The organism is Chryseobacterium mulctrae (genome assembly GCF_006175945.1).
In the GTDB taxonomy this organism is placed as follows: Bacteria; Bacteroidota; Bacteroidia; order Flavobacteriales; family Weeksellaceae; genus Chryseobacterium; species Chryseobacterium mulctrae.
Genome location: NZ_VAJL01000001.1, coordinates 2958862 through 2982500 on the forward strand (window position 1 = coordinate 2958862; position 23639 = coordinate 2982500).

The 23639-nt window shown below is 35.5% G+C and carries 13 protein-coding genes, 3 tRNA genes and 2 rRNA genes (1 of these 18 running past the window's edge); 14 read left to right on the forward strand and 4 right to left on the reverse strand.

Features of this window, described 5'->3' with window-relative positions; translation table 11 throughout:
* The first annotated feature begins 1 nt into the window (after position 1).
* The 3 genes from FDY99_RS23215 (at position 2) to FDY99_RS13645 (ending at position 1698) form a co-directional block, all read left to right on the forward strand.
* A complete protein-coding gene (locus FDY99_RS23215) occupies positions 2–235 on the forward strand; it encodes a signal peptidase (RefSeq protein ID WP_185148730.1) in 234 nt (77 codons plus the stop codon).
* A 61-nt stretch (positions 236–296) separates the two neighbouring features.
* On the forward strand, positions 297–1580 hold the full coding sequence (locus FDY99_RS13640) for a peroxiredoxin family protein (RefSeq protein ID WP_139422216.1): 1284 nt from the start codon (positions 297–299) through the stop codon (positions 1578–1580).
* 44 nt (positions 1581–1624) lie between these two features.
* Positions 1625–1698, forward strand: a tRNA-Met gene (locus FDY99_RS13645).
* 649 nt (positions 1699–2347) lie between these two features.
* Here the strand turns inward: FDY99_RS13645 and FDY99_RS13650 are convergent.
* The 4 genes from FDY99_RS13650 to FDY99_RS13665 form a co-directional block, all read right to left on the reverse strand.
* Positions 2348–3313 (reverse strand): DUF3810 domain-containing protein, encoded by a 966-nt coding sequence (locus FDY99_RS13650; protein WP_228448795.1) that lies wholly within the window; start codon positions 3311–3313, stop codon positions 2348–2350.
* Between the two features lie 91 nt (positions 3314–3404).
* Entirely contained in the window at positions 3405–5177 is a 1773-nt protein-coding gene (locus FDY99_RS13655; protein ID WP_074231940.1) for an MFS transporter, read from the reverse strand.
* 48 nt (positions 5178–5225) lie between these two features.
* On the reverse strand, positions 5226–5951 hold the full coding sequence (locus FDY99_RS13660; protein ID WP_139422218.1) for a lysophospholipid acyltransferase family protein: 726 nt from the start codon (positions 5949–5951) through the stop codon (positions 5226–5228).
* Positions 5952–5954: 3 nt separating this feature from the next.
* Positions 5955–6413: a GtrA family protein gene (locus FDY99_RS13665; protein WP_074231939.1), complete on the reverse strand. Its 459-nt coding sequence runs from the start codon at positions 6411–6413 to the stop codon at positions 5955–5957.
* A gap of 230 nt (positions 6414–6643) precedes the next feature.
* Between FDY99_RS13665 and FDY99_RS13670 the strand changes: the two genes are divergently transcribed.
* The 11 genes from FDY99_RS13670 to FDY99_RS13720 all read left to right on the forward strand — a co-directional run.
* The gene (locus FDY99_RS13670; protein ID WP_074231938.1) at positions 6644–6907 is read left to right on the forward strand and encodes a hypothetical protein; all 264 of its coding nucleotides are present in this window, start codon (positions 6644–6646) and stop codon (positions 6905–6907) included.
* An 86-nt stretch (positions 6908–6993) separates the two neighbouring features.
* Positions 6994–7845 (forward strand): ATPase, encoded by an 852-nt coding sequence (locus tag FDY99_RS13675; RefSeq protein WP_115951341.1) that lies wholly within the window; start codon positions 6994–6996, stop codon positions 7843–7845.
* 317 nt (positions 7846–8162) lie between these two features.
* Positions 8163–10451 (forward strand): NADP-dependent malic enzyme, encoded by a 2289-nt coding sequence (locus tag FDY99_RS13680; RefSeq protein ID WP_139422220.1) that lies wholly within the window; start codon positions 8163–8165, stop codon positions 10449–10451.
* 170 nt (positions 10452–10621) lie between these two features.
* A complete protein-coding gene (gene ruvA / locus FDY99_RS13685) occupies positions 10622–11206 on the forward strand; it encodes a Holliday junction branch migration protein RuvA (RefSeq protein WP_139422222.1) in 585 nt (194 codons plus the stop codon).
* A 6-nt stretch (positions 11207–11212) separates the two neighbouring features.
* On the forward strand, positions 11213–18247 hold the full coding sequence (sov, locus tag FDY99_RS13690; protein ID WP_449384934.1) for a T9SS outer membrane translocon Sov/SprA: 7035 nt from the start codon (positions 11213–11215) through the stop codon (positions 18245–18247).
* Positions 18248–18583: 336 nt separating this feature from the next.
* A complete protein-coding gene (gcvH, locus tag FDY99_RS13695) occupies positions 18584–18961 on the forward strand; it encodes a glycine cleavage system protein GcvH (protein ID WP_102981146.1) in 378 nt (125 codons plus the stop codon).
* Positions 18867–19313, forward strand: coding sequence for a VanZ family protein (locus FDY99_RS13700; RefSeq protein ID WP_139422224.1), 447 nt, complete (start codon positions 18867–18869; stop codon positions 19311–19313). Before gcvH ends, FDY99_RS13700 begins: the two co-directional genes overlap by 95 nt.
* 1293 nt (positions 19314–20606) lie before the next feature.
* Positions 20607–22123, forward strand: a 16S ribosomal RNA gene (locus FDY99_RS13705).
* Between the two features lie 181 nt (positions 22124–22304).
* A tRNA-Ile gene (locus tag FDY99_RS13710) sits at positions 22305–22378 on the forward strand.
* 87 nt (positions 22379–22465) lie between these two features.
* Positions 22466–22539 (forward strand) — tRNA-Ala (locus tag FDY99_RS13715).
* A 204-nt stretch (positions 22540–22743) separates the two neighbouring features.
* Positions 22744–23639: ribosomal RNA gene (locus FDY99_RS13720) — 23S ribosomal RNA — on the forward strand (it continues 1864 nt past the right edge of the window).
* The 16S and 23S rRNA genes sit together here with 2 tRNA genes alongside, the layout of an rRNA operon.

A 23639-nucleotide genomic window follows, 5' to 3' on the forward strand; every position in this document is an offset into this window, starting at 1 on the left:
TATGAAAAAGATTAATAAATTTATACTTCCCTCAGTATTAGTTTTCTTATCAGCCTTTGCCTATGGTCAGCCAGGAACAACTCCTCCAGGAGGCGGAACGGCCCCGGGCGTACCAGGAACAACAGGACCGGGACGGGTGGCTTCACCAATTGATATGTACGTTTATATTCTAGTAATCTTAGCAATTTTAATAATTTTTTATTTTGCTAAAAAATACAAGGTACAGAAAATATAAAAATTATATTAAAATATTTGAAACTCTCTGATTAGTCGGAGAGTTTTTTTATTTTTACATTATGAAAAAGATACTTGTATTATCAGGAATGCTGTTGGCATTTTCTATTAAAGCGCAGTTTTCTGTAAATATTCAGTCGCAACCGGATTTTAATGAGCAAGAAGCTGTTTTGTATACATTAAACGGTTCTAAAGATATTATTGTTACCAAAGAAAAAAGTAAAGGAAATGTCTGGACTTTCAAATACCCCAAGAATTATTCTGGAATGATGAAAGTGTATTTTCCAAATACCAATAATTCTGTGAGTTTTATTTCTGAAAACAAAAATATTAACATTCAACTTGAAACAAAAGCAAATAAAATACAAAATGTAATTTATCAGGATGAATCTAATGAGCTGATGAATGCTATTCAGGAATCTTCTCAGAAAAAAGAAATTATTCTTCCTGCGTTAGTTCAGATTAAAGAGTATTATAAAGACAATACAGAGTTCGGGAAAGCATTAATCAGTGAGATGGGTAAACTGTCCGGCGCAAATAGTATCGATCAGACGAAACACCAGTTTGTTTATTATTATAATACCAATTATAATAAATTTCTTTCCAATAATCCTGCAAAGAAAGTCACCCAGGAAGAGATTGTCAGTTTTATAGACAAATCAAATGATATGTTGGAGAGTTCGTCTCTTTTACGTCCAATTCTTGTATCTTATCTTAATGTGGGTGGCAACACTAATGTCAATGCTTCTGTAGATACTTTGATTAATAAATTAAATGTTGAAACACCTAGAGGACAAACTGTGCTTTCTGAACTGATTGATATCTTTGATGTGTATGATATGAGTGATTTTAAAACTAAATATCTCACCCTTGCAAAGGGTTTAAAGTGTACAATTAATGATCGTTTGGCGTCTACCATACAATCTAACGCGGCTATAGATATTGGTGCTGTTTTTCCTGCTTATAAATTCCATTCTGCAGTAAACACCAATGCTAAGTCGATTGCTGACGTGAAAGCTGATAAAAAAGTGATTGTTTTTTGGTCTTCAACCTGTTCGCATTGTGAAAATGAATTGCCACAGCTTTTAACTAAATACAAAGATTTACAGGCAAAAAATATTCAGATAATCGGAATGTCGCTAGATACTGATAAAAATGCTTATACAACTAAAATTGCTGCATTTCCTTGGATCAATGATTCGGAATTGAAAGGATGGAACAGTTCTTTTGCCGAAATTTATAATATTCATGCAACACCAACGTATTTTATTTTAGATGCTAACAATAAGATTATCAGTAAGCCCAATCATGTCGGGGATGTTTTAGAATATTTTAAGCTAAAATAATTTTGGAGGTTAGTAAATATTTTCTATATTTGCACCACCAAAAAGGCGAGGTAGCTCAGTTGGTTAGAGCGCAGGATTCATAACCCTGAGGTCACGGGTTCAATTCCCGTCTTCGCTACAATATTAAACCGCAATCATTGATTGCGGTTTTTTTTTGCGCAAAACGTAAAATAGCAATTTGGGAATCAGTTTCCAAGCTCAGAGAGTTTCTATTTCTTAATTTGTTTAACTTTATTATCCCTTCCTTCTGATTTAAAATATTTTATAGTAAAATAAAATCAATAATAAGGGAACAAGTTTTATGTCATTTATAATCTTGTAACACATACAACACCCAAATGAGAGTTAAGATATAAAAGTGTGATTCTGATAGCTGTTAATGTCCGACTTGATTATTCTATCAAGGCAAATAGTATACTTTTTTTATGAGGCAATAAAAATATTAAAAATAGTTAAAATTTTGGGTGTAAAATTATTTCCTTGTTTTTAAATTATTTTTTATTTTAGAAATAATATGTTTCATATAATACTTTTATAATCAATCTTTTTAATTAATCTGTAAATCATAATTGCGAGAGAAATATAGATCTAAGAAGTCTCAAATCATAAAATTTTCATAAAAGTTATATAAAATAGGGGGTGGTATTTTGAATTTTAAAAAAAAATCGTACTTTTACAGTGCCTTGAATGAGGGAACAAGTCAAGGTAATAAATTTTTTTTCATCATTTGTGTTTTTAGAATCGTATCGCCTGATACGATTCTTTTTTTATGGAGTAAACATGCTTTTGTAGCGTACTAAAAGGTCAATGAAATAAGAATAAGTAATTGCGCCTTCCTGCTGATTGCTTTTAAGAAAAAGATTATTGGTAAACCCAAAAAAGTCATTAAGATAGCCTTGATGTTCTTCTATAAATTTCCTTTCATTCAATCGGTCTCGCTTCATTCCCTCAGAATAGTTTTCTAAAGCAGTTTTTACAAACTTTTCATCTTCATTAACGATAGAATTTAATAAACTTTTTAAAGTAAAATATTCTGTGCTGTATCTGAGCTCAGGATTTTTTGAATGTACACCAATCAGATAGCCTACAAAATTCGCTTCTTGCTCTCTTGCAAATCCCAATTGATGAGAACTTTCATGAGAAAGAGTGAATAGAAGATAAGAAGAAGGTAATTCACCATTGAATTGAGCTTCTGAAGTGAAAGGATTGTAATATCCTAAAATCCCTGTAAAACTCATTGTTTTTCCAAATAAACTGGATTTAAATGAATTGGTTGTAGTGCTTTCTTTTTGACTTATAAAATTAGGAAGTGTTTTTTGTCGATCTAATATTTCTTGCTGAATTGCATTTAAATCTTTAATGACAAAAACTCCGTTTTTATCTTCTTTAACGAGCTTTCTGGTTGCTTTCGATTTTTCAAGATACTCTAAAGCTAATGCTTTTCTTACGTTCAGTGTAACGTCAGTTTTTGGAAGTTTTGCAATAATTGGTGTCTGAAAATAAAGCATTCCCCAAAATACCTGATAAGTGAAATAAGTAATATTTAAAACAATTAATATTTTAAATAAAGCATTGCTTCTTGTTTTCTTTTTAAAGAGTTTGATGATTAAATAAATCAATAAAATTCCCAATAAGATATACAGTACATCTCCAAATGAAAAAGGAATCCATGCGAATAATAGCTGATGGATTTTTTTCTGAAATTCAAATACTTTTTCAAAAAAAGAAACCACAATTTTCAGTTTTGAAAAAGTATAGAACAAAAGAAATTGGGCAAGTAAAATACCCGCCCAAAATCTCTTTTTTTTATATGTTTTTGTAGTATTAATGTGCACCTTCAGATTCTAAAACGTCAACATCAATTCCTTGTTTGCTTAAGGTCTTCTTTGCAAGATAAGCAAATAGGGTAATATAAGCAAAGCAGAGTACCGGGATTATATAAGAGCTGTGGATTCCGATAATATCAGAAAGCTTTCCTTGTAACGGAGGAATTATTCCGCCTCCCAAAATCATCATTACCAAGAATGCAGAACCTTGAGCGGTATATTTTCCTAATCCTGTAATGGCTAAAGTAAAAATTGATGGCCACATAATGCTACATGCAAGACCTCCGGATAAGAATGCGTAAATAGCAAAATTTCCTGTGGTCATTAAACCTACAATCATTGCAATAACACCAAAAAGACCAAAAATAATAAGCGTTAAAGCCGGTTTATTTTTACTCACCAGGAATAATATCACCTGAATAACGATACAGATTGCATAAAAATACAGATTAGACATATCTTTCTGTGCAATAACATTAATTCCTATAATCACCAAAAAGGCAACAAATGGAACTACAATAGTGGCAATCATTTGCTGTTGCTTATTAAGGTTGAAAACGGTAATCGCACCCGTCCATCTTCCGATCATTAAACTTCCCCAATACATCGAAATATAAGGCGCTAAATCTGAAGACTGATGTCCTCCGAATTCCGGTAAACTTAAAAGTTCACCCAAATTACTACCAATAGCAACTTCTACCCCTACATAAGCAAGAATGGCAAGCATTCCCAAAACAAGCTGTGGATATTTCATAGCTCCCCATCCTTCCGGATTTTTCTTAGAGCTTGTATTTGCATAAACAAGACATAGAACTACGGCTAATAAAGCACCACCTAAATAGTACATTCTTGTTTTTTCTAAAGGATGTTTTACTTCCAGTAATTCTGCTTTTTTAGTGTCAATATTTTGTTGAATATTTTCTATCGTAGCAACATTGGTTTCAGATTTTTTGCTGTTTTCTAAAACGGTAATTTCCTCATTAAAAGTTTCTATCTTTTTAGCTGCATCAGAATTATAACTTGCAAATACAGGGATGAAACAAAGAATTACCAAAACAGTCATTGCAATTAGATTCTTTCTTGCTTTGCCTGCTTTTTCCATTGGTTCTGTAGAAATTCCGGCAGGTAATTTTTTAGAAAAATGAAAAATTCCGGCAGCAATTAAAAACAATGCTCCAACAGCGGTATACAATAAAATTACTTTGTCTAAAGCTAAATGTTTAATCTGATCATCATCTACCGTTGCAGTAGTTCCGAAAAGAGCTAAACCTACAATGATAGGTCCGATTGATGTACCAAAAGAGTTGACTCCACCTGCAAGATTCTGTCGGCTTGTTCCTGTTTTAGGATCTCCCAACAAAACAGCGAAAGGATTGGCTGCAGTCTGCTGAATAGAAAAACCCAGTGCTACAACGAATAATCCGATTAGCATTCCGTAGTAAACATTTGCTTTCACCGCAACGATCATAATAGCTGCTCCGATTGCGGAAAGGAGGAGACCGTAAACAATACTTTTTTTGTAGCCCCATTTACCAATGATGTCTATGCCTTTGATTGTACTAAATATGAAAAGCAATAATGCTCCCAAAAAGTATGCAGTATAGAATGCAAAATCGATAAGCTGCGACTGGAACTGATCGAGTGAAAAATAATTTTTACAGAAAGGAATAAAAATGCTGTTTCCTGCTGCAATAAAACCCCAAAAGAAAAACACTAAAATCAGTGTATAAAGTGCGGGATAATTAGTAGGTTGAGTAGTTGTTTTTGACATATTTGTTAAAAATAGATTCTTAATAACAAATATATATTTTTTATGTGATTAACTGTGTTCTGTTAATGTTTTTTTTATTGTCTCAAAAGCTGACAGTTTTAAATCTCTTGGAGAGTTTGTTGGTTCCAGAATATCGTTGAAAAATACTTTTACTTTTCCGGGATAGCCTTTAGAATTATCAAATGGAAACATTTCCTTCAAACCGATAAAAGTGAAAACAGCAATAGGTGAGTGGTGTTTGGATGAAAGTGTAAAAGCTCCATCTTTAAATTCATCTAAAACAATTGAGGTATCATCGGGAACACCGCCTTCAGGAAAAAGAACAATACTGTTGCCTTCCTCCATTTTTTTGGCGCATCTTCTGTAGACATCGGCACGACTTTTTGGGCTGCTTCGGTCAACCATTACACAGATTCTTTTATAAATAGTTCCGAAAATCGGAATTTTTTCCAGTTCTTTTTTTCCAACATAACAAAGCTGATGATTGGGGAACAAAATGCAGGGAAGCATAATATCCATAATCGAAGTATGGTTTGAAATGATAACGTATTGTGTGTTTTTGTCGATTTTTTTATCGGTAAGATTGATAAGTTCATATCTTAAACCCATTCCGAAAAACATTCCGTAGCACCAGATTCTTATTAAAACATGAGCGTATTTAAAGGTGTTTTTCTTTAAAGATAAAATATAAACGGGTAATCCCAGAATAATAGTCAGAACAAAAGCCAATATGATCAGCCAGAATCTCCAGAGGTAATTTAAAATTGTAGTCACAAATCAACCGTTAAATATTACTTTTTTCTTTACAGAATAATTAAGAATAGAAACCAATAAAATAGCAGCAATCTTACTCGTCATTTCCGGACTCAAGGTATAAAAAATTAAATCAATATTATCTTTAAATATAAAACTATAAAAGATTTGGAAGAAACTTAAACTTAAAATGGTCGAAATAAAAGAAACTACCATAAAGTAAGCAAATTCTTTTCGTTTAGAATGCTTTCCACGCTCAAAAACAAACCAGATGCTCAGAAAATAATTAAATAAAATTCCGCAGCTTGTCGATAAGATATTACTTAACGGATAATGAATTCCGTGAAAATTTTGTTCCTGAGAAATGGCTTGTGGAAGATAGGTGCTGAATATTTTGAAACTCCCGATTTCCACAATCGCACTGAGGCCGCCTGCAATAATAAATAATAATACTTGTTTGTGGCGTAGTAGTAATGCTCTCATCTATTTTAATAATACGCAAATTTATAACTATATGTTAAACAGTGAAAAAAGTTGTTAATTTTTTTTTTTCGTGTTAAAATAATTTCTAATTTTAATTTTCAGAACAAAAGAAACTGTACCTGATAAAAAATTCATTTTCAACTTTTTCTGTTGATGGTCTTTCTATCTTGTAATGCATGATGAAAAGAATTTACACAAGTTTTACGAACTACTTTAACCTAAATATTTGTATGAAATCTCAAAACAAATACAGAAAATTTCAGCTTCAACAAAAAAATATTGAAGTTTTGGAAAAAGAAAATACCCGTTTCAAAAGGGTGTACTCAGAGTACGAAAATATGTCGGATGATCTTTGGAATCTTGAAAATTCTAATGGTGATCCTGTACCCGACGATTTTATCAACGCGATGGTAATGCAGGCTACTTATCTTGAAGAAGAGATAGAAGACTGGCTAATACAGTATAACCAAAATAAAAGCGAAATCAAAAACTGAACTTAATCATAAATGGAAGTATCTGTGTCTGTTTTTGAGGGCTAATTAAAGATAAATTCATAATTTAGCCCCTTAAAATTAGAAATATGGTTGCTATTGTTGATAGTGGTTCTACTAAATCTGACTGGGTAATCTTGGACGACTTCAAAAATGTTTTCTTAAAGACCGAAACCATTGGTTTCAACCCCAATTTTATCAGCAAAGAGCTTATTGTACCCGAAATTGAAAAAAATAACAGTTTATTATCTGTAAAAAATTCAATTACCAAAATCTTTTTCTACGGTTCAGGATGTGGCGTTAGAAAAAATTGCCAGACAATAGAAGAAGAAGTAGGAAAGATTTTTACCAATGCAGAGATTATTGTAAAAGAAGATTTGTATGCAGCAGCTTATGCAGCTTATAACGGGAAACCAACAATTGTCTGTATTTTGGGAACGGGTTCGAACTCATGTTATTTTGACGGAGAAAATTTAAAGATAAAACTTCCTTCATTAGGTTATCTTATGGGTGACGAAGGAAGTGGAAGCGCCATTGGAAAACAGTTGGTGCGCAGATTCTTTATGCAGAAACTTCCTCAGGATTTACATCTTGAGTTCAAAGAAATGTATGGATTAACGATTGATGAAGCATTGAAAAACATGTATCATACAACCAGACCCAATGCTTACTTAGCCAATTTCAATAAATTTGTGGTCGAAAGAAAAGATCATCCTTACTTTCAGGCAATGGTTTTGGAAGAGATGAAAAACTTTTTCGATTATCAGGTTCTTCCGTATGAAGAATCTCAGGATGCCGAGATCAATTTTATCGGCTCTATTGCTTATTATTACGAAAATATTTTACGTTCTGCAGCGTCAGAACTCAATTTGAATGTGGGGCACATTGTACAGAAGCCAATCGAAAGCTTGGTTGATTACCACATTAAATATATTTTATAGTAGATAATAAGTTTAATAAAAAAGATAATATATAAATAAATGTCAAATTAAGTAATAAAACTTTCTAAACGACTTAGGAGTTCGCAGCGTAAAGAAATTTTAAAAGATTCCGTAAAGAAATTTCCACTGTTTGAGTGGCGGCAGAAAATATGATCAGCATCTGAAAAATTGTTTCCGCCCGAGTTTGGAAATTTTAGGAAGTTTTTAAAATTTTAGCGGAGAAATCCAGTCTTGAATTTTTGGTTCTTTTGTTTTAAGACAAAAGAACATTTATAACTTCTAATTTGATACATATTAAATAAAAAACCGAAAATTATATGTCAAGTAAAACTCACCGCGACGAAAAAAACTTTAGTCAGGCAGCGTTAGATTATCATAAAGCAGAACCCAAAGGAAAGATTGAGGTAATTCCTTCAAAGCCACACTCATCGCAGAGAGATTTGTCTTTGGCTTATTCTCCCGGAGTGGCTATTCCTTGTCTGGAAATTGAAAAAAATCCTGAAACCGTTTACGATTATACAGGAAAAGGAAATTTGGTGGCAGTTATTTCAAACGGAACGGCAGTTCTTGGTTTGGGAGACATTGGCGCTGAAGCTTCAAAACCGGTAATGGAAGGGAAAGGTCTTTTGTTTAAGATTTTTGCAGACATCAACGTTTTTGATATTGAAATCGACGAAAAAGATCCCGATAAATTTATCCAGATCGTAAAAGGGATTGCTCCAACTTTTGGGGGAATCAACCTTGAAGATATCAAAGCTCCGGAAGCTTTTTATATTGAGCAAAAATTAAAAGAAGAATTAGATATTCCGTTGATGCACGATGATCAGCACGGAACAGCTATTATTTCTGCAGCAGCATTGATTAACTCTCTTCAGATTGCCAATAAAAATATTGAAGAAGTAAAAATGGTGGTAAATGGAGCTGGAGCTGCAGCAATTGCTTGTACCAATCTTTATATTTCTCTTGGTTTAAAAAGAGAAAACGTATTGATGTGCGACAGCAAAGGTGTTATCAACCATAAAAGAGAAAATCTTACTCCTGAAAAATTAGATTTCATTGCTCAAACAGATGTTGAAACTTTAGAAGATGCTGTAAAAGGTTCAGATGTTTTCATTGGTTTGTCTAAAGGAAACGTGATGACACCAGAAATGTTGAGCAGCATGAACGAAAACCCAATCGTTTTTGCATTGGCAAATCCAGATCCTGAGATCGCTTATGATTTGGCACTTTCTACAAGAAAGGATGTGATTATGGCGACGGGAAGAAGTGATTATCCTAATCAGGTAAACAACGTTCTTGGTTTCCCATATATTTTCCGTGGTGCTTTAGATGTTCAGGCAAAAGGAATTAATGAAGAAATGAAATTGGCTGCCGTTCATGCAATTGCTGATTTAGCTAAAGAACCAGTTCCTGAAGCGGTAATTCTTGCTTATAATGTTAAGAATTTACAGTTTGGAAGAGAATATTTCATTCCAAAACCATTTGATAACAGATTAATTACTAAAGTATCAAGTGCAGTTGCAAAAGCGGCTATTGACAGTGGAGTTGCAAGAAAAACCATCACAGATTTCGACGAATATGAAACTCAGCTTCTCGACAGAATGGGAAGAGATGAGAAATTGGTGAGAATGATGCAGAACCGTGCAAAAGCAAATCCTAAGAGAATTACTTTGGGTAATGCTGAAGAATATAATGTTCTGAAAGCTGCACAGATTTTATATGAAGAAGGAATTGCTCATCCTATTCTTTTAGGGGACAAAAAATATGTGAAAGAACAAATGGAACGTTTCGGAATCAACATTGATGTTCCGATAATCGATCCTAGTGATGACGATCAGAAAGAAAACAGAAAAAAATACAGAGAAACCCTTTGGAAACTTCGTCAGAGAAAAGGGATGAACGAGTATAAAGCAAAAAGATACGTTCGCCAGAGAGATTATTTTGGTCCTTTGATGCTAAAACATGGTGATACAGACGGATTGATTATTGGTTTTTCTAAAAACTATGTTTCTACTTTAAGACCTGTTTTAGAAGTAATTGAAAAAGATAAAGGGGTTGATAAAGTAGCGGCAATGATGATGATTTTATCTGAAAAGAAACCTATTTTCTTCGCAGACACTTCGATCAACCAAAATCCTACCGCTGAAGATTTAGTGAATATTGCTAAAATGGCAGAACACACCGTGAAGTCATTCGCTATTGAACCGAGAATTGCAATGTTAGGTTTCGAAAACTTTTCTGCCATTTCTGATACTTCCAAAAAAGTGGCGAAAGCAGTAAATATTCTTCATGAGAAATTCCCGAAAATGATTGTGGATGGAGAAATTCAGCCTGATTTTGCAATGAACTCTGATCATTTAAGTGATTATCCATTCTCAAAATTAGGAACAACTCCAGCTAATACATTCATCTTCCCGAATCTAGAATCTGCAAACTTATCTTACAAAATTATCAGAGGAATGAAGGTTGCGCAAGTAATCGGGCCAATCTTGATGGGACTGAAACAGCCGGTTCACGTTTTACAAATGCGTTCAAGTGTTGATGAGATTGTAAACTTGGCAACGGTTGCAGTTTTGGATGCGCAGAGAAGAGAAGGCAAGAAGTAAATCAGTTTATTTTATCATAATACAAGAACTCCAAATTATTTTGGAGTTTTTTTGTTTTCCAGCTGAATCATTGCCATTGTAATGATAAAAAAAGTTAAATATCATTCTTATGTTAAATGAATTTATTACTTAGTTTAAATTACTATATTTGGAAGTTATAAAATTTAATAATGATATTTTCTTTACAAGGCATCGTTCAGGAGCTTACCCCAACTTACGCTGTAATCAACGTAAATGGTATAGGATATTATGTCGGAATCAGCCTCATGACTTCTCAAAGACTAACTTTAAATAAAGAAACATTTTTATTCATTCAGCAGATCATCCGTGAAGATGCGCATTTGCTTTTTGGGTTTCATACCCGTTTGGAAAAAGAAATGTTTAATCTCTTAATAAGTGTAAACGGTGTAGGTGCAGTTTCAGCACTTATTTTATTATCAACTTTAAGCCTTGAAGAAATTGCATCGGCAATACTTTCCGGAAACGGAGCTGTGATTCAGAAAGCCAAGGGAATCGGGGCAAAAACTGCCGAAAGAATTATTGTCGATTTGAAGGATAAGGTTCAAAAATTCGGGAATACTGAAGGTAATATTTCTTCGTTTGAGAATAATAAAGTGAAGGAAGAATCGTTATCTGCATTAGAAGTTCTAGGGATTCCTAAACGAACAAGTGAGAAAATTGCAGATCGAATTTTGAAACAAGTTCCGGAAATTACTGTAGAAGAATTGGTAAAACAAATTTTAAAAAACATTTAACATTTGGTGAAAAATAATAAGTTTCTCAGCATCTATATACTCTTGTCGTTTTTATTCTGCTCAATGAATGTTTTTGGGCAGGTGCAAAATCAGCAAGGTGTTTCTATAAAAAAGAATTACGAAGTTACCGACCCAACTTACTATGAAGCATATTACGATGTGAAAATCGGAATGTACTACGTATATCCTAAGATTGGTAATACAATTACCGGACCACCTGTTGCCATGTCGCCGGAAGATTATAAAGAGTTTATGCTTGCAGAGCAATCTAAAGCTTTTTATAGAGATAAATCTGACAGCTACAACTTAATGTTCAGAAAGGATAAATCTGATGCGGCAAAGAAAGGTCTTATCCCTTCTTTAACGATCAATAACAGACTTTTTGAATCTATTTTTGGAAGTAATAAAATTGAAATTATTCCTTCAGGATATGCTTCATTTGATTTTGGAGGTCTATATCAAAAAATCGATAACCCTTTAATTTTACCACAAAACAGAACGAGTTTTACATTTGATATTGACCAGAGAATTCAATTGGGATTAATTGGAAAAGTTGGTGAAAACTTACAGCTTAAAGCCAATTATGATACTCAAAGCGGTTTTGCTTTTGAGAATAGAATGAATTTGGTTTGGCAGTCAAAAGGTACCTGGAAAGATCTTCAGACAAAAGGCTTGAATGATGTGAATAAACCCAATGCAGGAGGTGAAGACAAGATTATCAAAAGAATAGAGTTTGGTAATGTGAATATGCCACTTTCAACAAGTTTGATTCGTGGTTCTGAATCTTTATTTGGGGTGAAATCTGAATTCCAGCTGGGTAAAACTTTCGGAACGGTAGTGCTTTCGCAACAACAAGGTGAAGCAAGAAATATCGTCGTACAAGGTGGTGGAACGATGAATAATTTTAAAATAAATGCTATAGATTATGAAGATAACCAGCATTATTTTATCGGGCAATATTTCTTGAATAATTATGATAATGCTTTGCTTAATTATCCTCAGATCAATTCCAGAATCAGTATTTCGAGAATGGAAGTGTGGGTTTTAGATCAGGGGAATTCAAATTTAGCTTATCAGAAGAGTATTATCGGGATCAGAGATTTAGGAGAAGGAGCTTCAGGAACGCCGGATAACTCTCAAAACGGATTATACAATCAGGTTAATAACGCCATTGGAAGTCCTAGAGAACAAGGGAAAAACTATCTGACAAACTTTCAGGGACAGACGTTTCCAGGAAGTGCCCAACCTTATGAAAATGGAGAGCATTTTGTTTTGAGTACCAAAGCAAGAAGAATGGATGCTAATGAATATACTTTTCATCCGCAATTGGGATATATCTCATTAAATCAAAAACTAAATGACAATCAGCTTTTGGCGGTTTCATTTTCATATACAGTTAACGGAACCAATCAGGTTTATAAAGTAGGGGAGTTCTCAGAAGAAAGCCCGGTTTTGGTCACCAAATTATTAAGATCAAATAGCAATACAAGAGTTGATTCGCCAATGTGGAATCTAATGATGAAGAATTTCTATTCTTTAGACGCAGCACAGGTAGACAGAGACGGTTTTATTTTAAATGTATATTATCGTGACGCTAAAACAGGAGGGAAGGTAAATTACTTACCCGGTACTTCCGTTGAAGGTACCAATTTGCTTAAACTTTTCAACTGGGATAGGCTTAACGTGAATGGCGACTTACAGTCTAATAATGGAGTTTTAGGTGATGGTGTTTTTGATTTTGTGGAAGGAATTACGATCAAAAAAGAACAAGGACGGATTATGTTTACTAAGGTACAGCCTTTTGGAAGTTATATGACGCAGGTTTTAGGCAGTAGTAATCCTCAATACGTATTTTCAGATCTTTATACGCAACAGAAACAGCAGGCAAGCCAAAGTAATCTTGCGTTACGATATACGATGGAAGGTCGTTATAAAGGAGCTCAAGGGCAAGGAATTTCTTTGGGTGCTGTGAATGTACCTCAAGGTTCTGTAAAAGTTTCTGCAAATGGAGTGCAGCTTACAGAAGGTATTGATTATACGGTAGATTATATGTTGGGAACAGTTACCATCATTAATGAAACAGTAAAACAATCGGGTCAGGCTATTAATATTTCATTAGAAAATCAGCTGACTTTCAATACTCAGAGAAAAAGATTTTTAGGTTTAAATTTAGAAAGAAGAGTCAGTGAAAACTTTATTTTTGGTGGAACTGTTGTTAATTATTCTGAATCTCCACTTACCCAAAAAGTAAATTACGGCCAGGAAGCTGTAAACAACACAATGGCGGGAGTGAATATGATGTACAACAATCAGTTGCCATTCCTGACAAGATTAACAGATAAAATTCCTGGAATCAACACTGAAGCTCCTTCTAACTTAAACTTTAAAATGGAAGGTGCCTATTTAATTCCGGGAATTAATAAAGGAACAAATGATCAATCATACATTGATGATTTTGAACAAACCACTTCAAAAATTTCATTAAAAGAACCTACAGCTTGGAGCTTGGCTTCTAAACCAGAGAAAAGCCAAGGAAATCCGCTTTTTGCCGGAGCAGGCGCTAATGATAATTTAACCAATGGTTATGGAAGAGGTTTACTTACCTGGTATAACATTGATCCAAGATTTTGGGGAGTAGGAGGTAGAGCTCCACAAGGAATTACTCCTGCATCGGTTTCTAATCATGCTTCGAGAAGGGTGCAATTCTCAGAAATTTTTAATAACAGAGATTTTGTAGCGGGAGAGCAGACTTTTACCAATACTTTTGATATTTCTTATTTTCCTCAGGAAAAGGGGCCTTACAATGCCAATCCGGCTACTGAAACGACACAGCAGAGATGGGCTGGAATTATGCGTCCGATAAGTGTTACTAACTTTGTGAATTCGAATATTGAATACGTAGAATTCTGGATGATGGATCCTTATGCAGACGGAAATACTTTAGGTACGAATCCTAAACTTTTACTACAATTAGGTAATGTCTCGGAAGACGTTTTGAAAGACGGTTTAATGCAATACGAAAATGGTTTGCCTACCGGAGGAAGCCCATCAACGACAACAACTTCCAACTGGGGAATACAGCCAAAACAGCCTCCGATTCTATATGCGTTTTCATCTGAAGGTGCAGATAGAACGGCACAGGATTTAGGATATGACGGATTAAGTTCAGATCAGGAAGCGATGAGGTTTGGTAATACTTTTGTAAATCCGGTAACCAATCTTTCCGACCCTGCAGTTGATGATTTTGTATTTTATTTGTCAGATAAATTTACAGGAAGTCAGGCTGCGTCTATCGTTCAGCGATACAAATATTTCAGAGGTCCGGAAGGAAATTCAAGAAGTGGTTCACTGGAAGTTTCTTCGCAGACTCCGGATGCAGAAGATATCAATAAAGATTATAACTTGGATCAAACTGAAAACTATAATGAATATATTGTTAATTTAGATCAAGCAAGTTTAGGATTAGGAGCAAATAATTATATCATCGATCAGAAAACGGTAACAGCTACTTTCCAAAATGGGCAAACAGATGATGTGAAATGGTATTTATTTAGAATTCCGGTTGCTAAACCTGGTGATCCAAATAGTGCATCCATACTTAATAATGTAAGATTTGCCAGATTATTATTAACAGGATTTGATCAAACTTCAACCTTGAGATTTGGTACAATGGATTTGATTAGATCAGATTGGAGAAGATATACCAGTAAAATTGCAAGTCCAACAGTAGCTTCTAATGATGAAGGTATTGGTACTGATATAGGAACTGCTGAACTTGAGGTAGGAAGTGTAAACATCGAAGAAAATGCATTAAACCAGCCACCTTATGTACTTCCTCCTGGAATCGATAGACAAGTTCTTAGTGGAAATGCAGGAGCACAAAGACAAAATGAAGCTTCTTTATATTTAAAAGCAACAAAAATTACAAATCAGGCTAAAGGAGTATTTAAAAATACATCTTTAGATATGAGAAGATATAAGAAACTAAGATTATTTGTTCATGGTCAAAATCTAGATAATCCGATTGCTTCAGATTATGATCCTAATACAAAATTCTTCATCAGATTTGGTAGCGACGCAACTGATAACTATTACGAATATGAAGCTTCTGTAAAATATACTTCCAATACTGCAACAACTCCTTTAGAAATTTGGCCTGCAGAAAATGATGTTGATTTTAATATTCAGGATTTCGTAGATGCAAAAATCAGAAGAGACAGAGAGTCGCCTAACGATATTATTCAAAGAAAAAAAGATTCGCAATTTGGTGATAGTAATAAAGGAATCTACATAAAAGGTAGACCTTCATTAGGAAATATTACGACGATTATGATTGGTGTAAGAAATGTTGGTACTGGTCGTGAAACTCCAAATAATGTAACTCTTTGGGTAAACGAAATTCGTCTTTCTGAAATTGAAAATGATGGCGGTTATGCAGGAAATGCAAGCTTAAATTTCAACTTAGGAGATTTTGCAACGGTTAATACAAGTGCTTCTTACTCATCCGTAGGTTTCGGAAATATAGATTCTAAACCGGCAGAAAGAAGTCAAGCGACACAGTCGGCTTTCAGTATCAATACTGCCGTAAACGTAGATAAATTCTTACCTGAAAAAACAGGGATGAAAATTCCGTTGAACTATTCTTATTCTCAAACCATCGAAGATCCGAAGTACAATCCTTTAGATACCGATGTTGAGTTTAGTAAAGCTGCTAACAAGGAAGAACTTAAAAAAGTAGCAAGAACGTATACTCAGCAAAGAAGTATTGGGGTTGTCAACATGCATAAAGAAAGGGTAAAACCAAATAGTAAGCCTAAGTTTTATGATGTGGAAAACCTTTCATTAACTGCTGTTTATAACGACGATCATTACCGTGATATTTATACCAAGAAAAACTACAGACAGTATTTTAGAGGATATTTAGATTACAACTACACATTCAAACCTTGGGTAGTAAAGCCATTCAATAAAATGATCAGTGATACGGCAAAATCTACAAAATATTTGAGATGGATAAAAGAATTTAATTTCAACCCGGTTCCTACAAGGTTATCTTTCAGAACTGAATTAGACAGAAATTATAACGAACTAGAATTTAGAAATATTGATGCTATTCTTAGCGGAAATCTTAATGATGATTTTGCAGCTTTGAAAAACAGAAACTTCTACTTCGGTTGGCAATATGGTTTAGGATTTAATTTTACTAAATCGTTGAAATTAGAAATCAATTCCGCAACAAGAACATTAAATGATCAGGTTGATGTAAATACGATGGATAATTCTTCGATTTTCGGAAATGTGTTCAGATCGGGAAGACCTGTTTTGTATAATCACAGAGTTCAATTAAATTATAAATTACCGTTCCAATATCTTCCGTATCTTGATTTTATTGATGCAGAAGTGGGGTACGGATTTACATATAACTGGAATGCGAGATCTACAGCGCTTCTTGCAAGCCCTGAAGGAAGTTTAGGGTCGATAGGGCAGAACACCAATGTTATTTCGGCAAATGCTACGGCAGATCTTCCGAAGTTCTTTGGCCAGTTTAGTTATTTTAAAAGGATGTCGACAACACTTCAAAAACGTAAGCAGGAACAAGATTCATTAAATAATGCAGTTAATCAGGCTTGGGAGAAAAACAGATATGCGTACAAAAAATATAAGTTTAAAAACAAGCTTTCTATTTTACAGAGCGCAGCATTTGTACTTACTTCTATGAAGCAGTTAAATGTAACTTATACAGAAAATAACGGAAGTGTACTTCCAGGTTTATTGTCTGCTCCGAACGGATATGGTTATGGTCAGACTTTAGGTGGTCCTTCTTTAGGTTTCCTTTTTGGTTCGCAGGCAGACATCAGACGATTATCGATGGAAAGAGGCTGGGTAAGTGATTCACCATTTATGATTGATCCTTATATGAAGATGTCTACCCGAGAATTTAGGGCCGATTTACAGGTTGCTCCAGTGAATGATTTTAATATAAGCTTTAATGTTTTACAGACTTATAACCGAAATTTCTCGCACACAGGATTCAATTATGTAGATGATTTTGGAAATGCAAACCCGAATCTTACTTTTGCAAGTGATATGGTATCATATTCTAATACGGTGGTTCTTTTAAATTCATCATTTAAAGAAAGTACTGTGATTTATGATGCGATCAGAGCCAATGCTCAGCTGATTTCACAACAAATGGGTGGAGTTTTAAATCCGAATGGATATACAGAAGGACACGGTATTTCGAATGCTTATGTTTTAATTCCTGCATTCCGTGCTGCAATGGAAGGTAAAAATCCTGAGCGTTTAGGAAATGCAAAAAAAGCTGGACTGCCGATTCCGAACTGGAGAATTATCTATTCAGGTCTTAGAAATATTCCGATCATTAACGGACAGTTTACCAAATTTGACATTCTTCACAGTTATACTGCAACGTATACAGCAACTGGAGTACAGTCGAATATTGATTATTTCAACAGTAGAAATGATACATCGAGTTCTTTAAGAGATGTGAATAATAATTACATCAATCCTTATACATTCTCTCAGGTAAGTTATACAGAATCTTTCTCACCATTGATCGGAGTAGATGTTACGATGAGAAACAATATGCAGTTTGGGGTGCAGTACAACAAAACAAGAAGTATGATTCTTGGTTTGGTTAATCACTCTCTTACCGAAGATGCGTACACAGAATATGTGATAAGATTAGGATACATCGTAAGAAACTTCCGCTTGGGAACCAATAACCAAAGAGGAGCAAGAGCAAAAGGATCAGATTTAAATATCCGTGGTGATATTTCTCTGCGAGACAGCCAGACAAGTATTATGAATATCTTATTGAATGATTCTCAAATTACGGGCGGACAAAAATTAATGAACATCAAGCTTTCCGCAGATTATAATGTTTCTGAAAATCTGAATCTGAGATTATTCTACGAACAGATGACTTCAAAATACAAAATCTCAACAGCTTTCCCGTTGTCAACAATCAGAGCCGGGATTTCTGCGACATTCACTTTTGGTGATTCTGGAGGTTTATAAATAAAACAAATAAAAAATCCTTTTCTGTAAAAAGAAAGGGATTTTTTATATCACAGCTATTGGATGATAAGTTATCAATCATTATCTTTGGTAGGTAATAATAATTAATTTAAATAAGAATAAAAGATGCGCAGTATTGTGTGTCTTTTGTTTTTTTAATTTGAAAAATCATCAACTACTTTATCAAAGTTTAAAATCTTTAATAAAGTTAGATTTACATCTCATAAGAAACTAAGAAGAATAATCTGGATAAATTGTTTAAGCCTGTAACTTGTTTAAAATTTTCTTTGAGTATATCTCTATTTTGAATAAATTTGTCAACATAAAAAAAATAAAATGAATACACCGTCAGAATTAAAGTACACTAAAGACCACGAGTGGGTAAAGATCGAAGGTAACGTTGCTACAATTGGTATCACAGACTTTGCGCAAGGAGAGTTGGGAGATATTGTTTACGTAGATGTAGATACAGTAGATGATGATGTGAATGGAGGAGATGTTTTCGGAAGTGTAGAAGCTGTAAAAACGGTTTCAGATTTATTCTTGCCTATTTCAGGAAAAGTTACAGAATTTAATTCTGCTTTGGAAGATCAGCCAGAATTGTTAAATACAGATCCTTATGGAAACGGATGGATCATTAAGCTTGAAATTGCAGAAGGAGCAGATCATTCAGAATTGCTTTCAGCAGAAGAATATCAAGCAATCATTGGATAAAATTTCAAACATATTTATTAAGATACTGCCCATTTATTGGGCATTTCTTACTTATATGCTTTTGCGTCCCGGTGTCGAGAACCAAGAATACTTCTTTATGTTCGACGGTATCGACAAGGTTTTGCACTTAAGCATATTTGCAGCTTTGGGTTTTTGCTTTATCGCTGCCTTTCCAAAAATCAGATTTTCCTATTTCTTTCAGATTATGCTTATTTATGCATTCCTCACAGAAATTCTGCAGGAAGAAATGAAACTCGGCAGATCAATGGAAACACTCGATATCGTTGCCGACACCATTGGCTGCTTAATTGGATACTATGTATATAAAGTACTCGCCAAACGTTTCCTCTGATTCTATCATAAAAAACTTGAAAACATACTTTTATCTCTGAATATTTTCGGAGGTATTTTTTTGTGAGCTATTTCCCGCTCTCCGCACTCGCTATTTTATTTTGAAAAAATAAAATGAGCTCAAACAAATGCTGCGATCGGGGCTAAAACGAAAGTCTGTAATAAGAGCTTTAGATTTATTTAATGATTAGAGCTTAAATTTCAAGTATAATACTTATTTATACAACATATATTAATCCCCGTTTGAATAAACTGGGCTATTCCATTAAATACTAATAAATGTAGCGCTCCGGAGGAGCGCTATATTTGTAGCAAAACAATAATTGGTTAGATTCAAAGCTCCATCGGAGCGACACCTAAAACATAAATCTTCCAAAAAGCAAATCACAGACAGAACAATATATAAAAGCCTGCACTCCTAAAGAACGTTGTCTTTTATAATATAAAAGAATATCTTTTCACGTTTGAATCCTTTGTTTTCTGATTTGTTTTTCTTTACTAAGTAAAACGCTTTTGTTTGTCTTATATAAGGATACAACTAAAAACTCTTAGTTTGCCTTTACGATAAAAACGCTTCTCTCTATATATTACCATAGATATTTGCCTCTGGAAACCTTTTCTTTCTTCTCTCTTATACTTTCAGAACTTAAGCCTTTCCCACAATCTTCACTCTCCAAGGCTCCAACACTATGGCTCTCCAACTCTCCGACACACCCCATAACCTTCTACCTGCAACCCCTGACCTAACCCCTGCTACCTAATGCTCAAAATTTTGAATCATGAAACCAGCTAGTTACCATGGAATATTGATTAAATATGAATTTTATGTTAAATAAATTAGGATTGTGTGGTAATAAAGTACTACTTTTGCCCCACTGAAAAACGAGAGAGTTTCGGTAGCGCAGAAGAGCTTTGAATAAGGCAGAAACGATAAGACTAATGTTATCTACGGATAGATAAAGATCTTAGAAAAAACTTTTAAATTTTTTGAAATAAAAATTTGCGAGAAATAAAAAGATTCTTATCTTTGCAGTCCGGTAAAACGGGAGCGGAGTAGAATAAATCAAGTGTGGGAAATAAGGATTTAGGGTCATCAAAAAACTTTAAAATTTCTTTTAAAAACATTTGGTCAGTTAGAAATAAAGTTTTACTTTTGCACACGCAAATCGGTACTGAAAACGACAGAAAATGTAGGTATCGTAAAAAGCGAGAGAGAAGAGATCATTGAAAAATAATATACAACCAAGTAAGGAAAAACTAAAGCGTCAAAACTTTGAGTGAGTCAGACAAACATACAATGGAGAGTTTGATCCTGGCTCAGGATGAACGCTAGCGGGAGGCCTAACACATGCAAGCCGAGCGGTAGAGATCTTTCGGGATCTTGAGAGCGGCGTACGGGTGCGGAACACGTGTGCAACCTGCCTTTATCAGGGGGATAGCCTTTCGAAAGGAAGATTAATACCCCATAATATATTAAGTGGCATCATTTGATATTGAAAACTCCGGTGGATAGAGATGGGCACGCGCAAGATTAGATAGTTGGTAGGGTAACGGCCTACCAAGTCAGTGATCTTTAGGGGGCCTGAGAGGGTGATCCCCCACACTGGTACTGAGACACGGACCAGACTCCTACGGGAGGCAGCAGTGAGGAATATTGGACAATGGGTGAGAGCCTGATCCAGCCATCCCGCGTGAAGGACGACGGCCCTATGGGTTGTAAACTTCTTTTGTATAGGGATAAACCTTTCCACGTGTGGAAAGCTGAAGGTACTATACGAATAAGCACCGGCTAACTCCGTGCCAGCAGCCGCGGTAATACGGAGGGTGCAAGCGTTATCCGGATTTATTGGGTTTAAAGGGTCCGTAGGCGGATCTGTAAGTCAGTGGTGAAATCTCATAGCTTAACTATGAAACTGCCATTGATACTGCAGGTCTTGAGTAAAGTAGAAGTGGCTGGAATAAGTAGTGTAGCGGTGAAATGCATAGATATTACTTAGAACACCAATTGCGAAGGCAGGTCACTATGTTTTAACTGACGCTGATGGACGAAAGCGTGGGGAGCGAACAGGATTAGATACCCTGGTAGTCCACGCCGTAAACGATGCTAACTCGTTTTTGGGTTTTCGGATTCAGAGACTAAGCGAAAGTGATAAGTTAGCCACCTGGGGAGTACGTTCGCAAGAATGAAACTCAAAGGAATTGACGGGGGCCCGCACAAGCGGTGGATTATGTGGTTTAATTCGATGATACGCGAGGAACCTTACCAAGGCTTAAATGGGAATTGACAGGTTTAGAAATAGACTTTTCTTCGGACAATTTTCAAGGTGCTGCATGGTTGTCGTCAGCTCGTGCCGTGAGGTGTTAGGTTAAGTCCTGCAACGAGCGCAACCCCTGTCACTAGTTGCCATCATTCAGTTGGGGACTCTAGTGAGACTGCCTACGCAAGTAGAGAGGAAGGTGGGGATGACGTCAAATCATCACGGCCCTTACGCCTTGGGCCACACACGTAATACAATGGCCGGTACAGAGGGCAGCTACCTAGCGATAGGATGCGAATCTCGAAAGCCGGTCTCAGTTCGGATTGGAGTCTGCAACTCGACTCTATGAAGCTGGAATCGCTAGTAATCGCATATCAGCCATGATGCGGTGAATACGTTCCCGGGCCTTGTACACACCGCCCGTCAAGCCATGGAAGTTTGGGGTACCTGAAGTCGGTGACCGTAACAGGAGCTGCCTAGGGTAAAACAAGTAACTAGGGCTAAGTCGTAACAAGGTAGCCGTACCGGAAGGTGCGGCTGGAACATCTCATTTTAGAGCGTCTTTAGACGATAAACAAAATTAGTATCGTAAGATACATAAGTACTTACTTAAAGAGAAGCTTTAGTTTTTTATTTGGTTGATATATAATATAAAAATACAAAACCCACTAGAAATTAGTAAACGGGAACAGAGATAATTAACAATTATTAATTAATAATTATTAATTAGAGAGAGTCTCGTAGCTCAGCTGGTTAGAGCGCTACACTGATAATGTAGAGGTCGGCAGTTCGAGCCTGCCCGAGACTACTAATTGAAATAGAGGTTAGAAATTAGAATTTAGAAGTTAGTTTTTTACTAATATCTAATTACTAACATCTAACATCTTACCTAGAGGGGGAATTAGCTCAGCTGGCTAGAGCGCCTGCCTTGCACGCAGGAGGTCAAGGGTTCGACTCCCTTATTCTCCACAGTTTTGGAAAACTGATTTAAAAGTTACGAATAGAGCCAAAAACAATATTTGTTCATCAGAATTTCTGAAAAGAATTAAAGATCATTGACATTAACGGTAAAGATATCACAAAGAGATAACCGAGCACTTTCGAGTGCCGAGTTTATAAAAATATCGATAGACGAAAGTTTATCAAAAAATACTGAACTAATATAATATTAGGAAAGAAATCGTTAAGGGCGTATGGCGGATGCCTAGGCTTTCAGAGGCGACGAAGGACGTGGTAAGCTGCGAAAAGCTCGGGGGATTGGCACACACGAATTGATCCCGAGATGTCCGAATGGGGCAACCCGGCATGTTGAAGACATGTCACTCCGCAAGGAGAGCAAACCCGGAGAACTGAAACATCTAAGTACCCGGAGGAAAAGAAATCGAAGAGATTCCGTAAGTAGTGGCGAGCGAACGCGGATTAGCCCAAAAGCTTTTATATGTTTAATAGAATGTTCTGGAAAGAACAGCCGTAGAGGGTGATAGCCCCGTATATGAAAGGCATATTTAAGTGATAAATGAGTAGGGCGGGACACGTGAAATCCTGTCTGAATATGGGGGGACCATCCTCCAAGGCTAAATACTCCTGAAAGACCGATAGTGAACAAGTACTGTGAAGGAAAGGTGAAAAGCACTTCGAATAGAAGGGTGAAATAGAACCTGAAACCGTACGCCTACAAGCGGTCGGAGCCCACAAGTTGGGTGACGGCGTGCCTTTTGCATAATGAGCCTACGAGTTAATGTTACTAGCGAGGTTAAGGACTTCAGGTCCGGAGCCGGAGCGAAAGCGAGTCTGAATAGGGCGCTTAGTTAGTAGTATTAGACGCGAAACCTTGTGATCTACCCATGGGCAGGTTGAAGCTTTGGTAACACAAAGTGGAGGACCGAACCGGTTGACGTTGAAAAGTCTTCGGATGACCTGTGGGTAGGGGTGAAAGGCCAATCAAACTGGGAGATAGCTCGTACTCCCCGAAATGCATTTAGGTGCAGCGTCGTGTATAAGTTTATTAGAGGTAGAGCTACTGATTGGATGCGGGGGAGTCAAATCCTACCAATTCCTGACAAACTCCG

Coding starts and splice junctions, on each gene's coding strand:
- FDY99_RS23215 (WP_185148730.1), top strand. CDS start 2: ATGAAAAAGATTAATAAATTTATACTTCCCTCAGTATTAGTTTTCTTA.
- FDY99_RS13640 (WP_139422216.1), top strand. CDS start 297: ATGAAAAAGATACTTGTATTATCAGGAATGCTGTTGGCATTTTCTATT.
- FDY99_RS13655 (WP_074231940.1), bottom strand. CDS start 5,177: ATGTCAAAAACAACTACTCAACCTACTAATTATCCCGCACTTTATACA.
- FDY99_RS13665 (WP_074231939.1), bottom strand. CDS start 6,413: ATGAGAGCATTACTACTACGCCACAAACAAGTATTATTATTTATTATT.
- FDY99_RS13670 (WP_074231938.1), top strand. CDS start 6,644: ATGAAATCTCAAAACAAATACAGAAAATTTCAGCTTCAACAAAAAAAT.
- FDY99_RS13675 (WP_115951341.1), top strand. CDS start 6,994: ATGGTTGCTATTGTTGATAGTGGTTCTACTAAATCTGACTGGGTAATC.
- FDY99_RS13680 (WP_139422220.1), top strand. CDS start 8,163: ATGTCAAGTAAAACTCACCGCGACGAAAAAAACTTTAGTCAGGCAGCG.
- ruvA (WP_139422222.1), top strand. CDS start 10,622: ATGATATTTTCTTTACAAGGCATCGTTCAGGAGCTTACCCCAACTTAC.
- gcvH (WP_102981146.1), top strand. CDS start 18,584: ATGAATACACCGTCAGAATTAAAGTACACTAAAGACCACGAGTGGGTA.
- FDY99_RS13700 (WP_139422224.1), top strand. CDS start 18,867: ATGGAAACGGATGGATCATTAAGCTTGAAATTGCAGAAGGAGCAGATC.